Genomic DNA, 16,280 nt, shown 5'->3' with positions numbered 1-16,280 from the left:
CTATTTCGCGAACTTTGCCGCCAGCGCCGGCGCGACCGCCGCTGGCACGAAGGGGCGGATGTCGCCGCCCATCGAGGCAATCTGGCGCACGAGTGTGGCCGTAATGGTGCGCACCGAAGGACTGGCCAGCAGGAACACCGTCTGCAGGTCCGGCGCCATGGTCTCGTTCATTCCCGCCATCTGCATCTCGTAGTCGAGGTCGGTGCCGTCGCGCAGGCCGCGAATCATGATCGAGCATCCGTATTTGCGCGCCGCCTCGATCACCAGCCCGCCGAAGGCGACGACCTTGATACGCTTGTGGTCTCCGCCCATCTCCGCCCTCGCCGTCTCCTCGATCAGCGCGACCCGTTCCTCGAAGGAAAACAGCGGCGTCTTGCCCGGATGGATGCCGATGGCTGCGTAGATCGTGTCGGCGACCGCCAGCGACGCCTTAAGCACGTCGAGATGCCCGTTGGTCAGCGGGTCGAAAGAGCCGGCATAGAGGGCGGTGCGTTCGCTCATGGCAGGCTTCTAGCGGTCTGCTCCGGCAAAGGCAATTCGCTTCCCGAATGCCGTGAACCTTTCGGAAACCATGAACGACAGATGAACGGGCCGGTCAGCACTGGTTAAATTCTCGGCCCGTACAAGAGGTGAGCGTAAGGGTGCAACCAATCTGCGGCCCGGCCGTTGTTGGGACCAGGAGACCAATGCCATGATGATTTTCATGCTCGCCGCCGCAATGACCGTCGCCATGCTGATCGCCACCGTCTTCGGCATGTACCAGGAAACCCAGCGCCTCAAATACGAGCCTCGGCGCATCGACCGTTTCGGTCATCGCCGCTTCTGAACGATCTACGGGCCGGGGCTCTCGCGAGAGAGCCTCTTGGTCATGTCGACCAGAATCCAACCTTTCCGCATGGGGTTTGGCCTGCGTCCCGTTTCCCGATAACCGAAGGCCGTATAGAGCGCGATATTCCGCTCCATGCGCGCATTGGTGTAGAGCCGGATTTCTTCATAGCCCGCCTGCGTTGCCTGTTCATCGGCAAAGCGCAGCAGTTTCAGCCCCAGTCCCCTGCCCTGGAACCTGGGCGCCATCGCGACACTGAAGATCATCATGTGATCGGCATGGCGTTCCAGGACAATCGATCCCGCCATCTCGCCAGACACGTCGAGCAGCCAGACCTCGCCCCGCGCAATACGCGGCGCATAATCCTCGGTGACCGGGATAGGCGGCGCGTCCAGTACTTGCGTGTAAGGCTTGTACGCCTCTTCCGTCAGTGCCCAGATAGACGGCAGGTCACCGGCGCCGGCGAGGCGCAAAACGCCCGTCTCGCCGCCGGTGGCCGCCGCCGTGCTCATTCCCCGGCAGGCGGCGTGTCGTCAGCCGGCGGCGGCGTTTCGGAATCATCAGAGGCGGCGTCGCCCGACTCGTCGACGACCTCCATCCCTTCCTCATCTTCCGGCTCGGAGATGCGGTCGACCGACACCACCTTCTCGCCCTCGCCCGTATTGAATACGGTGACGCCCTTGGCGGTGCGGCTGGCGAAGCGGATATTGCCGACCGGCACGCGGATGACGGTGCCGCCGTTGGACACCAGCATGATCTGGTCCTCGTTGGCGACGGGGAACGCGGCAACCAGGCGGCCGATCTCGTCGACTTTGGAAACGTCGGTGGCGCGAATGCCCTTGCCGCCGCGGTTCGTCAGGCGGAAGTCGTAGGACGACGAGCGCTTGCCATAGCCGAATTCTGTGACGGTCAGCACGAACTGCTCGTGCTGCTGCAGGAATTCGTAGCGCTCGTCGGAAAGCTGCGCGTCCTCGCCAACCTCCTCGTTGGTCAGCGTGACCTCTTCCTCGGCCTCGGCCGAAGCCGCCTTACGCTCTGCCACGGAACGCTTGAGATAGGCGGAGCGTTCGGCCGGGTCGGCGTCGACATGCTCGAGGATCGTCATCGAGATCGCCCGTTCGCCCTCAGCCATGGCGATGCCGCGCACGCCCTGCGAGGAGCGTCCGGCGAACACGCGCACGTCGCCCACGTTGAAGCGGATGCACTGGCCGCTGTCGGCGGTCAGAAGCACGTCGTCATTGTCCGTGCAGGTCTCGACGGCGAGGATGGCATCGCCCTCCTCGTCGAACTTCATGGCGATCTTGCCGTTGCGCTTGACGTCGGCGAAATCGGACAGCTTGTTGCGGCGAACGGTGCCCCGCGTCGTCGCGAACATCACGTCCAGCCTGTCCCACTCGGATTCGTCGGGCAGCGGCAGGATCGCGGTGATGCGATCGCCGTTGTCGATCGGCAGAAGGTTGATGAGCGCCTTGCCGCGCGATTGCGGGCTGCCGATCGGCAGACGCCAGACCTTTTCCTTGTAGACGATGCCGCGTGAAGAGAAGAACAGGATCGGCGTGTGCGTGTTGGCGACGAACAGCCTCGTCAGGAAATCCGCGTCCTTGGTGGACATGCCCGAGCGGCCCTTGCCGCCGCGATTCTGCGCCCGGTAAAGCGACAGCGGCACGCGCTTGATATAGCCCTCATGGGTGACGGTGACGACCATGTCCTCGCGCTGGATGAGGTCCTCGTCCTCCATGTCGGAGCCGGCGTCCGAAATCTCGGTGCGGCGCGGCGTGCCGAACTCGTCGCGCACGGCAGCCAGCTCGTCCTTGATGATCTGCTGGATGCGCGCGCGAGAAGAAAGAATGTCTAGGAAATCGGATATTTCAGCGCCGATCTTGTTCAACTCGTCGGCGATCTCGTCGCGCCCCAGCGCAGTCAGGCGCTGCAGGCGAAGGTCGAGGATGGCGCGCGCCTGTTCCTCGGAAAGATTGTAGGTGCCGTCCTCGTTGATGCGGTGGCGCGGATCGTCGATCAGCCGGATCAGCGCCTCGACGTCGGCCGCCGGCCAGCGCCGCGTCATCAACTGGTCGCGCGCCGTCTGCGGGTCCGGCGCGCTGCGGATCAGCTTGATCACCTCGTCGATGTTGGCGACGGCGATGGCAAGGCCGACCAGCACATGAGCGCGGTCGCGTGCCTTGCGCAGCAGGAACTTGGTCCTGCGGCTCACCACCTCCTCGCGGAAGGCGACGAAGGCCTTCAGCATGTCGACGAGTGTCATCACTTCCGGCTTGCCGCCGTTCAGCGCCACGACGTTGGCGCCGAAGGAGGTCTGCAGCGGCGTGAAGCGGTAGAGCTGGTTGAGGATGACCTCGGCGTTGGCGTCGCGCTTCAGCTCGACCACGACGCGGTAGCCTTGCCGGTCGCTCTCGTCGCGGATGTCGGAGATGCCCTCGATGCGCTTGTCGCGCACCAGTTCGGCCATCTTCTCGATCATCGTCGCCTTGTTCACCTGATAGGGAACCTCGGTGATGACGATGGCCTCGCGGTCGCCGCGGCTCTCCTCCACATGCACCTTGCCGCGCATGACGATGGAGCCGCGGCCGGTCGAATAGGCGGAATAGATGCCGGAGCGGCCTAGGATGAGGCCGCCGGTGGGGAAGTCCGGACCCGGAATGATCTCCATCAGGTCCGGCAGGTCGATCGCAGGATTGTCGATGACGGCGATGGCGGCGTTGCAGACCTCGACGAGATTGTGTGGCGGGATGTTGGTGGCCATGCCCACCGCGATGCCGCCCGAGCCGTTGACCAGAAGGTTGGGGAAGCGCGCCGGCAATACGCGTGGCTCGCTATCCGATCCGTCGTAGTTCGCCTGGAAATCGACGGTATCCTTGTCGATGTCCTCGAGGATCTCGTGCGCCACCTTGGTCAGCCGCGCCTCGGTGTAACGCATGGCCGCAGGCGGGTCGCCGTCGATGGAACCGAAATTGCCCTGCCCGTCGATCAGCGGCACCCGCATCGACCAGTCCTGCGCCATGCGCACCAGGGCGTCGTAGATCGAGGCGTCGCCGTGCGGATGGTACTTGCCCATCACGTCGGAGACGGGACGGGCCGACTTCACATGCTTGCGGTTCCAGTGATAGCCGCTCTCATGGGACGCATAGAGGATGCGGCGGTGGACGGGCTTCAGCCCGTCGCGCACGTCCGGCAGCGCGCGGGACACGATGACGCTCATGGCGTAATCGAGATAGCTGCGCTGCATTTCCTCGATGATCGAGATCGGCTCGATGCCGGATGGGCCGTCCGGCCCGCTCGGTGTGTTCTGGTCGGTCAAATCGGATCACGCAATCTGGGAATCATGTTCCACTTTTATATAGGATCGCGCGCCAATTCTCCAATGGCGCGGGGCGTTTTCCAGAATTGATTTCCAACGATATTTCAAATGGATAGACCGAGTTTTGTAAAAATATCCGTTGGCGGCCAACGGGCTTGCTCGATCGTTCCTGTCCGGCATGGCCTTCCGGTGCGCATGAGAGGGCTGGCGCGCCCGCGCCGATCACGTTAGCCTGACGGTGCCGGGGACATGTCAATGCCGAATTTCGACAGTCTTTTCAATGCCTTCGTGACCATCCTGGTGACGATAGACCCGCCGGGGCTGGCGCCGCTGTTTCTCGCGGTGACCGCAGGCATGAGCCGCGAGCAGCGCGGCCAGGTCTCGGTCCGTGCCTCGGTGATCGGCTTCGGCGTGCTGGCGCTGTTCGCCATCGCCGGCGCGGGGATACTTTCTGTGTTCGGCATCACCCTGCCGGCGTTCCGCGTGGCCGGTGGCTTCCTGCTGTTCTTCATCGCCTTCGAAATGGTGTTCGAGCGCCGGCAGGACCGCAAGGAGAAGATCTCCGATGTGGCGATCACTCGCGACCACATCCACAACATCGCCGCTTTCCCGCTGGCGATCCCACTGATCGCCGGGCCGGGCGCCATATCGGCGACGGTGCTGCTTTCCGGCACATTTCAGGGCGTCGGATCGCGGCTCGCCCTGATCGCGATCATCTTCGCCTGCCTGCTGATCACCTATCTGGTGTTCGTGCTGTCGGAATGGATCGACAAGGCGCTCGGCCAGACCGGCCGCTCCATCCTCACCCGCCTGCTGGGCGTCATACTGGCGGCGCTGGCCGTGCAGTTCGTCGCCGACGGCATCAAGGCGCTGGCGGCCGGCTGACGCGGACTGTCGCCTCAGCCGGCCGTTTCGACCACCTCGAAATCATGCGTCACCGTCGCGGTCTTTGCCATCATCGCCGAGGCCGAGCAGTATTTCTCGATCGAGAGATCGATGGCGCGCTTGACCTTGGCCTCGGAAAGGCCGCGCCCCTTGACGATGAAATGCATGTGGATGCGGGTAAAGACCTTCGGGTCGGTCTCGGCGCGGTCGGCGTCGAGTTCGACGACGCAGTCCTCGACCGCTTCGCGGCCCTTCTCAAGGATATGCACCACGTCGTAGGCCGAACAGCCGCCGGTGCCGATGAGCACCAATTCCATGGGGCTCGGTCCGGGCGTTGCGTCGCCAGGCTGCGAAGCCGCGCCCAGCACCAATTCGTGGCCGGAGCCGGATTCGCCGATAAAGGTCCTGTCCTCGACCCATTTGATCCGCGCCTTCATCGAAAAACTCCCTCACGCAAAAGCGGCCGGGCTTTCATAAAGCCAGGCCGCTCCATATTCATCAAGCGCATGCTGCGTCTCGCCGCGGGCTACCGCTCAGAACGGGATTTCGTCGTCCAGTTCGCGCGATGCGCCGCCACCGCCGCCGCGACCGGCATTGCTACCGCTGCTGCCACGGTTGCCGAAGCTGTCGGACTGGCCGAAGCTATCTCGGCCGCCGCCGGAATAGCCGACCTGACCGCCCTCGCCCTGGCCACGCGAATCCAGCATCTGCAACTCGCCGCGGAATTTCTGCAGCACCACTTCGGTCGTGTAGCGGTCCTGGCCTTGCTGGTCCTGCCATTTGCGGGTCTGGAGCTGGCCCTCCAGATAGACCTTCATGCCCTTCTTCAGATATTGCTCGGCGACCTTGGCGAGCTGGTCGTTGAAGATGACGACGCTATGCCACTCGGTCTTTTCCTTGCGCTCGCCGGAATTCTTGTCGCGCCAGCTCTCCGACGTGGCGATGCGCAGGTTGACGACCGGATCGCCGGAATTCAGCCGGCGGATTTCCGGGTCGGCGCCGAGATTGCCCACCAGAATGACCTTGTTGACGCTGCCAGCCATGAACCTTCTCCACGCTCGTCCGAAACAATTTGAGGGCGCACCATATAGGCAATGGCCCCGGCGCGCCCACCCTTACGGGTCTTTTCCCCGGTGTTTTTATTTTTGTTCTCTATATGTTCTATGCCCTCATGCCTATCCTGTCAAGGATCGGGGATATGGCCCTCAAACCTGGAAGACGGTATAGGGTATCGATGCGCGCTTTTCGGACAGGCTTCGTTCTGACGGTCATGGCAGCTTTCGGTTGCGCAACGGCTGCGGCCAAGGATGCCGCCAAGGCGCCGTCAAAGACCCTGCCCGGCGTGACCGACGGCTACAGCATCGTCAAGCCGCTACCGGAACCGGATGACGAGCCGGCGCAAGCGGGGACAGACAACCATTTCAAGGTCGGCGATGTCGATGTCCGCATTTCGGGCTCGATCATCTTCGACGTGGGCGTGGGGTCGGTCCACCCGTCCCGCCATTGAAAGGTTTGGTTGTCGCGTCTTAAGCCGAGGCGCCGAAGCGGAGCAGATCGTGTCCGGCGGCATCCCTGAGGATCAGCCGTCCGTTCTCGACCTCGAATGAAACCACCTTCTCCATTGCGTCGAAGAAAGCTCTCTCCTGGGTCATCAGTTTTTGCTCGCAGGCCATCATGGTGGCGCCCGCCTTGCCGATGGCGATGTCCGTACCCTTGAGGGCGGCTGTTGCGAAATAGCGGTTGCACGGCGCCTGCCCGGTCACCTTGCCCTGTTCGTCGATATGGAGCGTCGCCTTGGACTCGACCGCGCCGACGCCCTCGATGAACTGAAGCGACCACATCTGGCCGACGATCGATGACTCTCTGTCGGTCTCGCTGGCGGCCGTTCTCCTGACCAAAACCGCCTGCGCCTTGTCGTCGAGCGGATCGACCGTGTGACGCACGTCGTTGATGAACATCAGCCTGTGGCCCACAGTGATGCGCGCCTGCAGTGCATAGGATGCGTTCTTGCGGATGGCCGAAGAATCGAATTTCAGCTCGAAGGGAATCGGCACCTGGCCTGTCGGCTTGATCGTCTGCGTCGCAACCACAGCGGCTGGCGCGTCGGTCAGCGAGACATCGGCGAGTTGGACCGTCACCACCGCGTCCGGAGGCAGGGCCATGCGTTCCCGATAGACGACCTCGCCTCTCATCGTGCGCTCCGCCGCCTGTGAATGATCCGGTGCGATCAACGTGACCACCAGCAGGGGCGTGAATCCGAAAATAAGGAACTCGGCGATCCGATCCAGCATGGCGCTCTCCTCAAGAGCGCACAACGCCTGACGATTGCGGACATTCCGTGGCCCGGCGCGGACCAATTCATGAAATCCTTCCGGCGAGCCAGTGGGCTCAAGCGTTCCTTACTGAGGCCTGTCTCGGCTGCGCCAGCGCGCCGCGGCTGCGTCGTCGGTCTCCTTCGCCTCGACCCATTCGCCCTCCGAGCCGTCGACGCGATGTTCCTTCTTCCAGAAAGGCGCCCGCGATTTCAGGTAGTCCATCAGGAAGCTCGCGGCCTCGAACGCCGCCTGTCGGTGCGGCGAGGCGGCGGCGACCAGCACGATGTTTTCGCCTGCCGGAATGCGGCCGTAACGATGGATGACCGTCAGCCCCTGCAAGGGCCAGCGCGCCGCCGCCTCGCCGGCGATGCGGCCGATCTCGCCTTCGGCCATGCCGGGGTAATGCTCCAGTTCCAGCGCGGACAATTGTCCATTCTCGTCCCGGCAGAGGCCGGAGAAGGTGACGACGGCGCCGATATCCGGCCGGTTCGCGGTCAGCGCGGCGATCTCGGACGCGACATCGAAATCCTCGACCTGGACGCGCACGACCGGAACGACAGGACCGAAGTTCCGGAACGTCATTCCGTCATCCCCCCGTCATCGGCGGAAACAGCGCGATCTCATGCGCGCCCGCGATCTTTTCGTCGTGGTCGACATGCTCCTGGTCGATGGCCACGCGGATCACGTCCGGATGTTTCAGCGCCTGCTCGTATTCCTCGCCGCGTGATCTCAACCAAGCCAGCAGGTCGTTCACGGTCTCGATGCCGGCCGGCAGATCCAAATCTTCCTGCGGCTTGCCGATGCGCTCGCGCACCCAGGCGAAATAGATCAATCTCATGGTTTCACTCGTCGACGATATGCTTCAGCCCGGCACGGAAATAGTCGTAGCCGGTATAGAGCGTGACGACCGCGGCGATCCACAGCAGCACCATGCCGATCTGGGTGGTCAGCGGAAAGATCTTGTCGCCGGCCGGCCCCACGAGCAGGAAAGCGATCGCCACCATCTGGATCGTCGTCTTCCACTTGGCGAGCTGCGTCACCGGCACCGAGACTTTCAGGGCAGCGAGATATTCGCGCAGGCCCGAAACCAGGATCTCGCGGCACAGGATGATGATGGCGGCCCAGAGCGACCAGCCGGCGATTCCCGCGTGGCGGTCCGTATCGGCCGCGAGCAGCAGCAGGCAGGTCGCGACCAGCAGCTTGTCGGCGATCGGATCCAGCATCTTGCCGATATTGGAGGTCTGCTGCCAGGCGCGTGCCAGATAGCCGTCGAGATAATCGGTTACGGACGCGGCGATGAAGATGACCAGCGCCGACCAGCGGGCGAAATCGCTGGATTTCAAATGTCCTTCGAGAAAAAAGCACAGCACGACCAGCGGGACCGCGACGATGCGGGCGTAGGTAAGCAGGTTGGGAAGGTTGAACGCGCGTCTTGCCATGGGTCGCCACTTCTATCGCGTGCTAGTCAAACCAGAAGCGCAGGCGCGGAGCAACTGGCGAATAGCGATGCGTCTTCACAAAAAGCCGGTCCGCGCCCTCGCCTCCTTCGCACTTATCGTTCGTGGAAGTGGTTGTAGACGGTGCGCGCAACCGATTCCGAAATTCCGTCCACGGTCATCAGATCCTCGATCGCGGCCCGGCTTACCGCCTTGGCGGTGCCGAAATGCAGGAGCAGCGCGCGCTTGCGGCCGGGGCCGACGCCGGCGATCTCGTCCAGCGGGCTCTTGATCATTTCCTTCTTGCGCCGCGCCCGGTGCGACCCGATGGCGAAGCGGTGCGCCTCATCGCGCAGGCGCTGGACGAAATAGAGCACCGGATCGCGCACCGGCAGCGTGAAGGACGGCTTTCCCTGTGCGAAGAAGCGCTCCCTGCCCGCTTCGCGGTCCTGGCCCTTGGCGACGCCGATGGCCACGACGCGATCCTCGACGTCGAGATCGGAAAGGATCTTGCGCACCGCCGACATCTGCCCCTGCCCGCCGTCGATCAGGATGACGTCCGGCCAGGCGGGGAAGCCGGAGCCCGGCGTATCGTCGTCCTCGGCCTCGCCCGGCGCGTCGTCGCCGTGCTCCTTGAGCAAACGGGAAAAACGGCGCTCCATCACCTCCCGCATCATGCCGAAATCGTCACCGGGCGTGATGTCGGTCGAGCGGATGTTGAATTTTCTGTACTGATTCTTCACGAAGCCTTCCGGTCCAGCGACGATCATCGCGCCGACCGCATTCGTGCCCATGATGTGGGAGTTGTCGTAGACCTCGATGCGCACGGGCGGCTTGTCCAGCCCGAACGTTTCGGCGAACCCAGCCAGAAGCCGCGCCTGCGTGGAGGTTTCGGCGAGCCGGCGGCCGAGCGCCTCGCGCGCGTTCTGCAGGGCATGGTCGGCAAGATCTCTCTTCTCGCCGCGCTGCGGAACGGAAACCGCGACCTTACGGCCGGCGCGCGCCGACAGCGCCTCTGCCAGCAGGTCCTGCTCGTCGACGGCGTGCGAGAGCAGGATCATGCGCGGCGTCGGCTTGTCGTCGTAGAACTGCGCCAGGAACGACCCCAGCACCGCAGAGGCTTCCAATGCAGGATCAGCCTTGGGGAAATAGGCGCGGTTGCCCCAGTTCTGGCCCGTACGGAAGAAAAACACCTGGATGCAGACCTGCCCGCCTTCCTGATGGATGGCGAAGACGTCCGCCTCCTCGACGACCTGGGTATTGATTCCCTGATGGCTCTGCACATGTGACAGCGCCGCCAGCCGGTCACGGAAGATCGCGGCACGCTCGAAATCCAACGCCTCGGCCGCCTCCTGCATGGCGGACGACATTTCGGTCTTCACCTTCTGGCTGCGCCCGGACAGGAAGCCTTTCGCCTCCTCTACCAATTCGGCATAGGCGCCGTGCGATATCTCGCCGGTGCAAGGGCCGGCGCAGCGCTTGATCTGGTAGAGCAGGCAGGGCCGCGTGCGGTTCTCGAAGAAGGAGTCCGTACAGCTTCTGAGCAGAAAGGCCCGCTGCAGCGAATTGATGGTGCGCCCCACCGCCTGCGCCGAGGCGAAAGGGCCGAAATAGTCGCCCTTGCGCGAGCGCGCCCCGCGATGCTTGTAGATTCCGGGTGCGTGATGATCACCGGTGATGAGGATATAGGGGAACGACTTGTCATCCCGCATCAGGACGTTAAAGCGCGGCCGCAAGCGCTTGATAAGGTTCGCTTCCAGAAGCAGCGCTTCAATCTCGGTGCGGGTGACGACGAACTCCATCGTCGCCGTCTCGCGCACCATGCGGCCGATGCGGTTGGTGTGGAAGCGCCCCTGCGCGTATTGCGTCACGCGTTTCTTCAGCGAACGTGCCTTGCCGACATAGAGCACGTCGCCGGCCGCGTTCATCATGCGATAGACGCCCGGCGCATTGGGCAGCCGCTTGACCAGCGTCTGGATGACTTCGGCGCCGACCTTGCCGTCGGCGTCACCGGCATGGGCGGTCCAGTCGATCGTGGTGAAGGCGACATCGGGACCGACGGCGGCGATCTCCTCGGCCTCGTCGTCGAAATCCGTGTCGGGCAGATCGGCGGCGGCGGTCAGGCCTCGCGCGACTCTTGAAGAAACGTTCGTCATTCGGCCATGCCTGTCACATCGGGCGTGCGCCAGGCAAGGTGCTGACCGCCGTCGAGCGCAATCATCTGGCCCGTCACCGAGCGCGCCTGCCAAAGATAACGGATCGTCGCCCCGAACTCTGCCAGTTCGGGGCCGCGCCCCAAGATCAGCCCGTTCACCTGCGCGGCGAAATCCGCATCGGTCTGGCGAACATTCGGCAGGGTCGGCCCGGGCCCGATCGCATTGACCCGCACACGCGGCGCCAGCGCCTGCGCCATCGTTTGGGTTGCCGTCCACAGCGCGGACTTCGACAGCGTATAGGAGAAATAGCGTGGCGTAAGCCGCCAGACGCGCTGATCGACGATATTGACGACAAGGCCCTCCTGCCCTTCAGGCAGGGCGCGGGCAAGCTGCTGCGACAGCAGCACCGGCGCCTTGACGTGAATGGCGAAATGCCGGTCCCAGGCGCGCCAGTCCGGGTCGAGCGCGGTGTCGTCTTCGAACACGGAAGCCGAATTGACCAGCAGCGAGATCGGCCCCAGCGTCACCTGAGCCGCCGCTTCGATCAGGCCGCCGGCCGCTTCGGGATCGGCAAGATCGGCGTGAAGCGCCGTCGCCCGGCCGCCGTCCGCGACGATCCGCGACGCGAGCGCCTCCGCTTCGGCGATAGACCGGTTGGCATGGATGGCGACGGAAAAGCCGTGCGCGGCCAGGTCTTCGACGATCGCCCGGCCGATCCGTCTGGCGCCGCCCGTAATCAAAGCCGTTCCAACGGCCTCTTGCATGGTCAACCCTTTCGCCGCGAAACGGCGTTAACAAACCCTTTTGGGGAAGGCTTTGTGCCGTTATTGCGTTATGGCCTTTGGCGATATTGTGACGACGGGCGCTGACGAACCGTGGAAATCAGCGCGAAGCGGCTTCCCGGGACTCAATATAGGTGCCGCAAACCCTTGCACCAAGCGGGCTGGAGAGACCAGACCGTCATCCTCCTGACATCCCTGTTGCATGAAGGCAACGTCAAGGTTCCGCCTCATTGGCGCCGGGGAATGACCCACTTTCAGGTTCGCTTCAGCCGCATTTCGTCACCAAATTCCGGAACCGATGAGCGCGAGGCCCGTTTCTCCCCCCGAACGGACCGGGGCGCTCACGAACAAGCCTGTGTCTGTGGCTTAAGGAGTTAGAACTATGAAATCCAATCTCAAACTCGCCGCTGCGGCTGGGCTTTTTGCCTTTGCAGGCGCGATTCCCGCCTACGCCGCCGATGCGATCACCACGGAAGAGCCCCCGGCTCCGGCCCCCATCGCCGAACTGCCCGTCGCTTCTTGGGCCGGCCCCTATGCCGGTCTGAGCCTCGGCTACGGCTTCAGCGGCCACACCAAGGCGCCGGACGTCGGCACCAATGTCGGCACCGACGGTTTCGTCGGCGGCGCGTTCGGCGGCTACAACTGGCAGTCGGACAACTTCGTCTACGGTGCTGAAGCCGATCTCGGCTACAACGGCGTCAAGGGCGACAAGAACGGCATCGAGACCAAGGGCGGCCTCGAAGGCTCGTTGCGCGCCCGTCTCGGCTACTCGGTGTCGCCCGACATTCTGGTCTACGGCACCGCCGGCGGCGCCGCCAAGAGCCTGAAGATCGATGACGGCGTCTCCAGCGACAAGCAGACCATGCTCGGCTGGACCGCGGGCGTCGGCACCGACATCAAGCTCACCGACAACATCTTCGGCCGCGTCGAATATCGCTACACCGACTTCGGTCACGAGGACTTCGACAATGTCGGTCGCGTCAAGGCGAACGAAAACCGCGTCACCTTCGGCGTCGGCATGAAGTTCTGAGTACGCGTTCCAGTTCAGTACGCGTCGTTCAAGTCAGGAAAGCCGGGCCTCGCGCCCGGCTTTTCGCTATGGGAATACCGCTCAGGCCGGAACGACGGCGGCCAAATCCGGAAATTTCTCGTCGAAGCGCTTGACCCAGCGCACCAGTTTGCCGCGCCCCTTCTCCCACTTGCCGGCAAAGCGCAGCGCGAGATAGCCGAGCGCGGCGCGCAGCGCGATATGACCGGCGGTGATCTTTTTCGGCAGCTTCGGCGGGTTGGCGTTCAGATGATCGAGCGCCCGCGCGATCTTCGACCACTGCTTGTCGAGCCAGGGCTGATGAACCTTTTCCTCGGGCCGGTGGCGGCGCTCGTAGACCATCGCGAGGGCCGAATCGCAGACGCCGTCGGCAAGCGCTTCCAGGATTTCGGCGTCGGTGCGCTTGTCGGCGTTGCGCGGCAGCAGCGCGACCTTCGACACACGGTTGAGATATTGCACGATCGCCGCGCTGTCGTAGACGGCGCGATCGTCGTCGAGGACGAGGACCGGGATCTTGCCCAGCGGATTGGCCGAGATGAGCACCGTCGGCTCTTCATCCGTCTTGGTCGGCACGGCTTCGATATCGACGCCTGCGTAGAGCGCCGCCATGCGCACCTTGGCGCTGTAGGGCGAGGCAGAGGCATAGAGAAGTTTCGGCATGGCGTAATCCTTGTTGAAAAACCGGGCCTTGTTTGCCCCTCCTTGCGCTCCGGCGCAATTGCCAGTGCAGCGAAACCTATCCACCACGCACAGGCGGCATCACCACCTTCGACCTTCGGCAGGACTGCTTGTCGACCTGCGGGCAACTCCTGAAGTCGAGATCCTTGGTCAGGCAGATGCGAACCTCGCGCAGAAACCGCCGGTCGCAGGTGACCGAGACCCCGTTTGCCGGAAGCCGGCGATTGGCGCGCAGGAACGCGGCCTCCACCTCGCCGGGCGCGACCTGTCGGTAGCGATCGGTCTGGCGGTACTGGGCCGGGACCGAAACCTTGTCGCGCGCGGCGCGCAATATGCGGAAATAGTCGGCCTGGTCGAGGCCCGTACAGGCGCCATGCGTCTTCCATTCGTGGCGGATCAGGCCGACCGACGGCATGATGTCGGAAAGGCCGCGCGCGATCTTGAAATCCACCTGCTGGTGGTTCGCGGGGCAGTCGCGGGGATAGCTCCGCTCGTTCTGCGGCCAGAGCCCGTGCACGATGAAGGCGTAGGGCCGCGCAGCCGCGCATTGCTGCCTGTCCGCCTTGCCGCCTTCCGCCGCGCAATAGCTCGGCGACCAAGACAGCGAGAGCACGTAGAAATCGAAACCGTCGCCGGAAGCAATTTCACTATTTGAACGGTTGGAGGCGGGCCTGACGGCTTCGCCGGTTCCGGTGGCGGGTTTTTGCGAAGCCTGGGGTCTTGGTTGCCCGGGGTCTGGATGCCTGGTGCTTGGATGATTGCCGGACGAAGGCAGCCATGCGCGCAAAGCCAACAGCACGCCGACCGCCAGCAGGAGCAATATCCGGCGCAGCCATCCGCTCATGGCGTATCAGGTGGACAATATCCTACCAAAGGACGCGGCAGCGGCCGTTATAGACCATCCAGCGGTCGAATCCCGACACGCAGAACTCGACGTTGTCGCCCATCGACGCAAACCCCTGCCCGCGCTCGATCAGGTACCAGATCGCCCGATCGCGCCCGTCCGACAGCGCCACATTGGCCCGGCAATAGTGACGCTCGATCGGCCACTTCTCGCCGGCCGGCAGATAGCGGGCCTGATGAATGCCGCGAAAATCCATGATCTCGACGTAGGGAAGGTTCGGAACGTGGTGAACCTGATAATTGAAGCGACTGGTGATCTTGTTCAGGACCCAGGCGTCGCCACAAACGCTGCCGTCATCTCCATAATCGACATAGCCGGGAAGATCTGCGGCGCGCGCCGTCGACATACCGGTCAGGGGCGCGGCGAGGCCGACGAGGGCGGAAAGGGCGGTGACGGCAAAGCGATTCATGGTCGGCCTCCAGATTGGCGCACTGTGAAATGCCGCTCGCGCACCGTCAAGCGGTATGGTTTTCTCCAGTGAGCCGATCAAGCGACCAGCGCCCCGTCCCACCGAACGCTTTCATAAACGCCGGAAATAGCGCTCGCAGTTCCGCCTCGAGCGTGAACGGCGGATTAACCACCACCATGCCGCAACCATCGAGACGCGGCTCCGCGGAGGGCGGCCTGATCTCGAAACCGGCGTCGAGGATTTTCGGGATGCCCGATTCGGCAAGGGAGCGGCGGAACGCGGCGACCGCCGCGTGGTCCTTGACCGGATACCACAGCGCATAGATGCCGCCCGGCCAGCGGCGGTGCGCCCTGCGCAGGCCATCGACAAGCCGGTCGAACTCGCCTGCCTGCTCGAAGGGTGGATCGACCAGCACCAGGCCACGCTTCTCCTTGGGCGGCAGATGGGCGCCGAGCGCCAACCAGCCGTCCAGTTCCATAACGCGAACCTGAAAATCGCCGTCGAAGAGGCCTTTCAGCGCCACGGCGTCCTGCGGATGAAGCTCGATGGCAGAGAGCCGGTCCTGCCGCCGCAGCAGGCGGCGCGCCAGAAGCGGCGAGCCGGGATAGCGGCGCAGGCCGTCCCCGCCATTCACGTCGCGCACGATTTCGAGATAGGGCGCCAGCAAATCCGCAGCCGGCGGTACGAGGGACGTTTCGAGCAGCCGGCCGATGCCGTCACGCCATTCGCCGGTCTTCTGCGCTTCCGGCGAGGCGAGATCGTAGAGGCCGATCCCGGCATGGGTGTCGATGACCCGGAACGCCTTATCCTTGCCCTTCAGATATTCGACCAGCCGGACAAGCACGGCATGTTTGACGACGTCGGCGAAATTGCCTGCATGATAGGCATGGCGGTAATTCATGCGCCCCTGCCCCAGCGCGGGCGTGGCGGCTGCGAATTCGGGTTCGGCGGCGGAGCGCCGAAGCGGTGCCTGAAAGCCAGGACCAGCCCGATGAAGCCGATGGCCGTGAGCGAGAAACCGATCGGCTGCAGGCGCTTGTCGAACGCGGTTGTGCCACGGCTCAGAACAAGATCGACGGCGCGGATCGGCACGCCGTCCGCATCGCCCCTGTCGACGGTGAAAGTATAGGAACCAGCCTTGACGGCATCGATCACCCCGACATCAGCGTGAAAAGCCTTCTCCTGCGTCTGGGGATTGGTGTCGCGGCTCGTGGCGTTCGCGAAATCCAGCGCCTGGGCGAGAACGGTTTGACCGTTCGCCGCTGCCGTGACGGTCAGCAGCGCCGCGCCCTTCGGCAGGCTTTGCAACCCGGTCGTGGTCATTTCCACCGAAACGTCGAGGGGCGAATTGTCCGGCGTGAGCTGCGTTTCAACCGGCGTGAAGCCCGTCGATTGTTGGAACACGCGCCATGTGCCGACAGGTTCGCGGCCGCCGCCGGGCGCCAGTCGCGGGTAGCCGATCATGACCAGGCCGGCGACGAGAATCAGCCCGAATATAAAACGCATCGACAGGTCTTACCTTGTG

At 63.9% G+C, this 16,280-nt stretch carries 20 protein-coding genes; 4 read left to right on the top strand and 16 right to left on the bottom strand.

Annotation, left to right across the window (positions count from 1 at the left end; all coding sequences use genetic code 11):
- Window positions 1-501, bottom strand: a complete 501-nt coding sequence (coaD, locus tag ABMA46_RS13455) for a pantetheine-phosphate adenylyltransferase (protein ID WP_349000032.1) — start codon at window positions 499-501, stop codon at window positions 1-3.
- 190 nt (window positions 502-691) lie between these two features.
- Between coaD and ABMA46_RS13450 the strand changes: the two genes are divergently transcribed.
- Window positions 692-826: a hypothetical protein gene (locus ABMA46_RS13450; RefSeq protein ID WP_349000030.1), complete on the top strand. Its 135-nt coding sequence runs from the start codon at window positions 692-694 to the stop codon at window positions 824-826.
- Window positions 827-831: 5 nt separating this feature from the next.
- Here ABMA46_RS13450 and ABMA46_RS13445 read toward each other — a convergent pair whose 3' ends face one another.
- The gene (locus tag ABMA46_RS13445) at window positions 832-1,338 is read right to left on the bottom strand and encodes a GNAT family N-acetyltransferase (RefSeq protein WP_349000029.1); all 507 of its coding nucleotides are present in this window, start codon (window positions 1,336-1,338) and stop codon (window positions 832-834) included.
- A complete protein-coding gene (gene gyrA / locus ABMA46_RS13440) occupies window positions 1,335-4,142 on the bottom strand; it encodes a DNA gyrase subunit A (RefSeq protein ID WP_349000027.1) in 2,808 nt (935 codons plus the stop codon). The genes ABMA46_RS13445 and gyrA overlap by 4 nt, the downstream gene beginning before the upstream one ends.
- Before the next feature lie 255 nt (window positions 4,143-4,397).
- On the opposite strand from gyrA, the gene ABMA46_RS13435 reads away from it, so the two are divergent.
- A complete protein-coding gene (locus ABMA46_RS13435; protein ID WP_349000025.1) occupies window positions 4,398-5,027 on the top strand; it encodes a MarC family protein in 630 nt (209 codons plus the stop codon).
- Window positions 5,028-5,041: 14 nt separating this feature from the next.
- Here ABMA46_RS13435 and ABMA46_RS13430 read toward each other — a convergent pair whose 3' ends face one another.
- Complete coding sequence (locus ABMA46_RS13430; RefSeq protein ID WP_349000023.1) at window positions 5,042-5,464, bottom strand: OsmC family protein; 423 nt, start codon at window positions 5,462-5,464, stop codon at window positions 5,042-5,044.
- 96 nt (window positions 5,465-5,560) lie between these two features.
- Window positions 5,561-6,070, bottom strand: coding sequence for a single-stranded DNA-binding protein (gene ssb / locus ABMA46_RS13425; protein WP_349000021.1), 510 nt, complete (start codon window positions 6,068-6,070; stop codon window positions 5,561-5,563).
- A 191-nt stretch (window positions 6,071-6,261) separates the two neighbouring features.
- On the opposite strand from ssb, the gene ABMA46_RS13420 reads away from it, so the two are divergent.
- Window positions 6,262-6,534, top strand: coding sequence for a hypothetical protein (locus ABMA46_RS13420; protein ID WP_349000020.1), 273 nt, complete (start codon window positions 6,262-6,264; stop codon window positions 6,532-6,534).
- Between the two features lie 19 nt (window positions 6,535-6,553).
- Here ABMA46_RS13420 and ABMA46_RS13415 read toward each other — a convergent pair whose 3' ends face one another.
- The 6 genes from ABMA46_RS13415 to ABMA46_RS13390 form a co-directional block, all read right to left on the bottom strand.
- On the bottom strand, window positions 6,554-7,318 hold the full coding sequence (locus ABMA46_RS13415) for a YbaY family lipoprotein (RefSeq protein ID WP_349000019.1): 765 nt from the start codon (window positions 7,316-7,318) through the stop codon (window positions 6,554-6,556).
- Between the two features lie 108 nt (window positions 7,319-7,426).
- The gene (locus ABMA46_RS13410) at window positions 7,427-7,924 is read right to left on the bottom strand and encodes a molybdenum cofactor biosynthesis protein MoaE (RefSeq protein WP_349000018.1); all 498 of its coding nucleotides are present in this window, start codon (window positions 7,922-7,924) and stop codon (window positions 7,427-7,429) included.
- Window positions 7,925-7,928: 4 nt separating this feature from the next.
- Window positions 7,929-8,180: a molybdopterin converting factor subunit 1 gene (gene moaD / locus ABMA46_RS13405; RefSeq protein ID WP_349000016.1), complete on the bottom strand. Its 252-nt coding sequence runs from the start codon at window positions 8,178-8,180 to the stop codon at window positions 7,929-7,931.
- Between the two features lie 4 nt (window positions 8,181-8,184).
- Window positions 8,185-8,781 carry a CDP-diacylglycerol--glycerol-3-phosphate 3-phosphatidyltransferase gene (pgsA, locus tag ABMA46_RS13400; RefSeq protein WP_349000015.1) on the bottom strand — a complete coding sequence of 199 codons (597 nt, stop codon included), beginning with the start codon at window positions 8,779-8,781 and terminating at the stop codon, window positions 8,185-8,187.
- A 113-nt stretch (window positions 8,782-8,894) separates the two neighbouring features.
- Complete coding sequence (uvrC, locus tag ABMA46_RS13395; protein WP_349000013.1) at window positions 8,895-10,934, bottom strand: excinuclease ABC subunit UvrC; 2,040 nt, start codon at window positions 10,932-10,934, stop codon at window positions 8,895-8,897.
- Window positions 10,931-11,698, bottom strand: a complete 768-nt coding sequence (locus ABMA46_RS13390) for an SDR family oxidoreductase (RefSeq protein ID WP_349000011.1) — start codon at window positions 11,696-11,698, stop codon at window positions 10,931-10,933. The genes uvrC and ABMA46_RS13390 overlap by 4 nt, the downstream gene beginning before the upstream one ends.
- A gap of 400 nt (window positions 11,699-12,098) precedes the next feature.
- Between ABMA46_RS13390 and ABMA46_RS13385 the strand changes: the two genes are divergently transcribed.
- Window positions 12,099-12,746: an outer membrane protein gene (locus ABMA46_RS13385; RefSeq protein ID WP_349000010.1), complete on the top strand. Its 648-nt coding sequence runs from the start codon at window positions 12,099-12,101 to the stop codon at window positions 12,744-12,746.
- An 81-nt stretch (window positions 12,747-12,827) separates the two neighbouring features.
- Here ABMA46_RS13385 and ABMA46_RS13380 read toward each other — a convergent pair whose 3' ends face one another.
- The 5 genes from ABMA46_RS13380 to ABMA46_RS13360 all read right to left on the bottom strand — a co-directional run bounded on the left by ABMA46_RS13380 (window position 12,828) and on the right by ABMA46_RS13360 (window position 16,261).
- The gene (locus tag ABMA46_RS13380; protein WP_349000008.1) at window positions 12,828-13,424 is read right to left on the bottom strand and encodes a glutathione S-transferase family protein; all 597 of its coding nucleotides are present in this window, start codon (window positions 13,422-13,424) and stop codon (window positions 12,828-12,830) included.
- Between the two features lie 76 nt (window positions 13,425-13,500).
- Window positions 13,501-14,286, bottom strand: coding sequence for a ribonuclease T2 family protein (locus ABMA46_RS13375; RefSeq protein ID WP_349000006.1), 786 nt, complete (start codon window positions 14,284-14,286; stop codon window positions 13,501-13,503).
- Window positions 14,287-14,308: 22 nt separating this feature from the next.
- On the bottom strand, window positions 14,309-14,755 hold the full coding sequence (locus tag ABMA46_RS13370; RefSeq protein WP_349000004.1) for a hypothetical protein: 447 nt from the start codon (window positions 14,753-14,755) through the stop codon (window positions 14,309-14,311).
- Between the two features lie 46 nt (window positions 14,756-14,801).
- On the bottom strand, window positions 14,802-15,656 hold the full coding sequence (locus tag ABMA46_RS13365) for a 23S rRNA (adenine(2030)-N(6))-methyltransferase RlmJ (RefSeq protein ID WP_349000002.1): 855 nt from the start codon (window positions 15,654-15,656) through the stop codon (window positions 14,802-14,804).
- Window positions 15,653-16,261, bottom strand: coding sequence for a hypothetical protein (locus tag ABMA46_RS13360; RefSeq protein ID WP_349000001.1), 609 nt, complete (start codon window positions 16,259-16,261; stop codon window positions 15,653-15,655). The genes ABMA46_RS13365 and ABMA46_RS13360 overlap by 4 nt, the downstream gene beginning before the upstream one ends.
- Between the last annotated feature and the right edge of the window lie 19 nt (window positions 16,262-16,280).

It is taken from the genome of Mesorhizobium hunchu, assembly GCF_040081975.1.
Classification (GTDB): Bacteria; Pseudomonadota; Alphaproteobacteria; order Rhizobiales; family Rhizobiaceae; genus Mesorhizobium; species Mesorhizobium hunchu.
This window is presented reverse-complemented; position numbering and strand designations above follow the sequence as displayed.

Coding starts and splice junctions, on each gene's coding strand:
- moaD (WP_349000016.1), bottom strand. CDS start 8,180: ATGAGATTGATCTATTTCGCCTGGGTGCGCGAGCGCATCGGCAAGCCG.
- ssb (WP_349000021.1), bottom strand. CDS start 6,070: ATGGCTGGCAGCGTCAACAAGGTCATTCTGGTGGGCAATCTCGGCGCC.
- uvrC (WP_349000013.1), bottom strand. CDS start 10,934: ATGACGAACGTTTCTTCAAGAGTCGCGCGAGGCCTGACCGCCGCCGCC.
- ABMA46_RS13360 (WP_349000001.1), bottom strand. CDS start 16,261: ATGCGTTTTATATTCGGGCTGATTCTCGTCGCCGGCCTGGTCATGATC.
- ABMA46_RS13375 (WP_349000006.1), bottom strand. CDS start 14,286: ATGAGCGGATGGCTGCGCCGGATATTGCTCCTGCTGGCGGTCGGCGTG.
- ABMA46_RS13380 (WP_349000008.1), bottom strand. CDS start 13,424: ATGCCGAAACTTCTCTATGCCTCTGCCTCGCCCTACAGCGCCAAGGTG.
- ABMA46_RS13410 (WP_349000018.1), bottom strand. CDS start 7,924: ATGACGTTCCGGAACTTCGGTCCTGTCGTTCCGGTCGTGCGCGTCCAG.
- ABMA46_RS13370 (WP_349000004.1), bottom strand. CDS start 14,755: ATGAATCGCTTTGCCGTCACCGCCCTTTCCGCCCTCGTCGGCCTCGCC.
- coaD (WP_349000032.1), bottom strand. CDS start 501: ATGAGCGAACGCACCGCCCTCTATGCCGGCTCTTTCGACCCGCTGACC.
- pgsA (WP_349000015.1), bottom strand. CDS start 8,781: ATGGCAAGACGCGCGTTCAACCTTCCCAACCTGCTTACCTACGCCCGC.
- ABMA46_RS13445 (WP_349000029.1), bottom strand. CDS start 1,338: ATGAGCACGGCGGCGGCCACCGGCGGCGAGACGGGCGTTTTGCGCCTC.
- ABMA46_RS13390 (WP_349000011.1), bottom strand. CDS start 11,698: ATGCAAGAGGCCGTTGGAACGGCTTTGATTACGGGCGGCGCCAGACGG.
- ABMA46_RS13435 (WP_349000025.1), top strand. CDS start 4,398: ATGCCGAATTTCGACAGTCTTTTCAATGCCTTCGTGACCATCCTGGTG.
- ABMA46_RS13450 (WP_349000030.1), top strand. CDS start 692: ATGATGATTTTCATGCTCGCCGCCGCAATGACCGTCGCCATGCTGATC.
- ABMA46_RS13420 (WP_349000020.1), top strand. CDS start 6,262: ATGCGCGCTTTTCGGACAGGCTTCGTTCTGACGGTCATGGCAGCTTTC.
- ABMA46_RS13365 (WP_349000002.1), bottom strand. CDS start 15,656: ATGAATTACCGCCATGCCTATCATGCAGGCAATTTCGCCGACGTCGTC.
- ABMA46_RS13415 (WP_349000019.1), bottom strand. CDS start 7,318: ATGCTGGATCGGATCGCCGAGTTCCTTATTTTCGGATTCACGCCCCTG.
- ABMA46_RS13430 (WP_349000023.1), bottom strand. CDS start 5,464: ATGAAGGCGCGGATCAAATGGGTCGAGGACAGGACCTTTATCGGCGAA.
- ABMA46_RS13385 (WP_349000010.1), top strand. CDS start 12,099: ATGAAATCCAATCTCAAACTCGCCGCTGCGGCTGGGCTTTTTGCCTTT.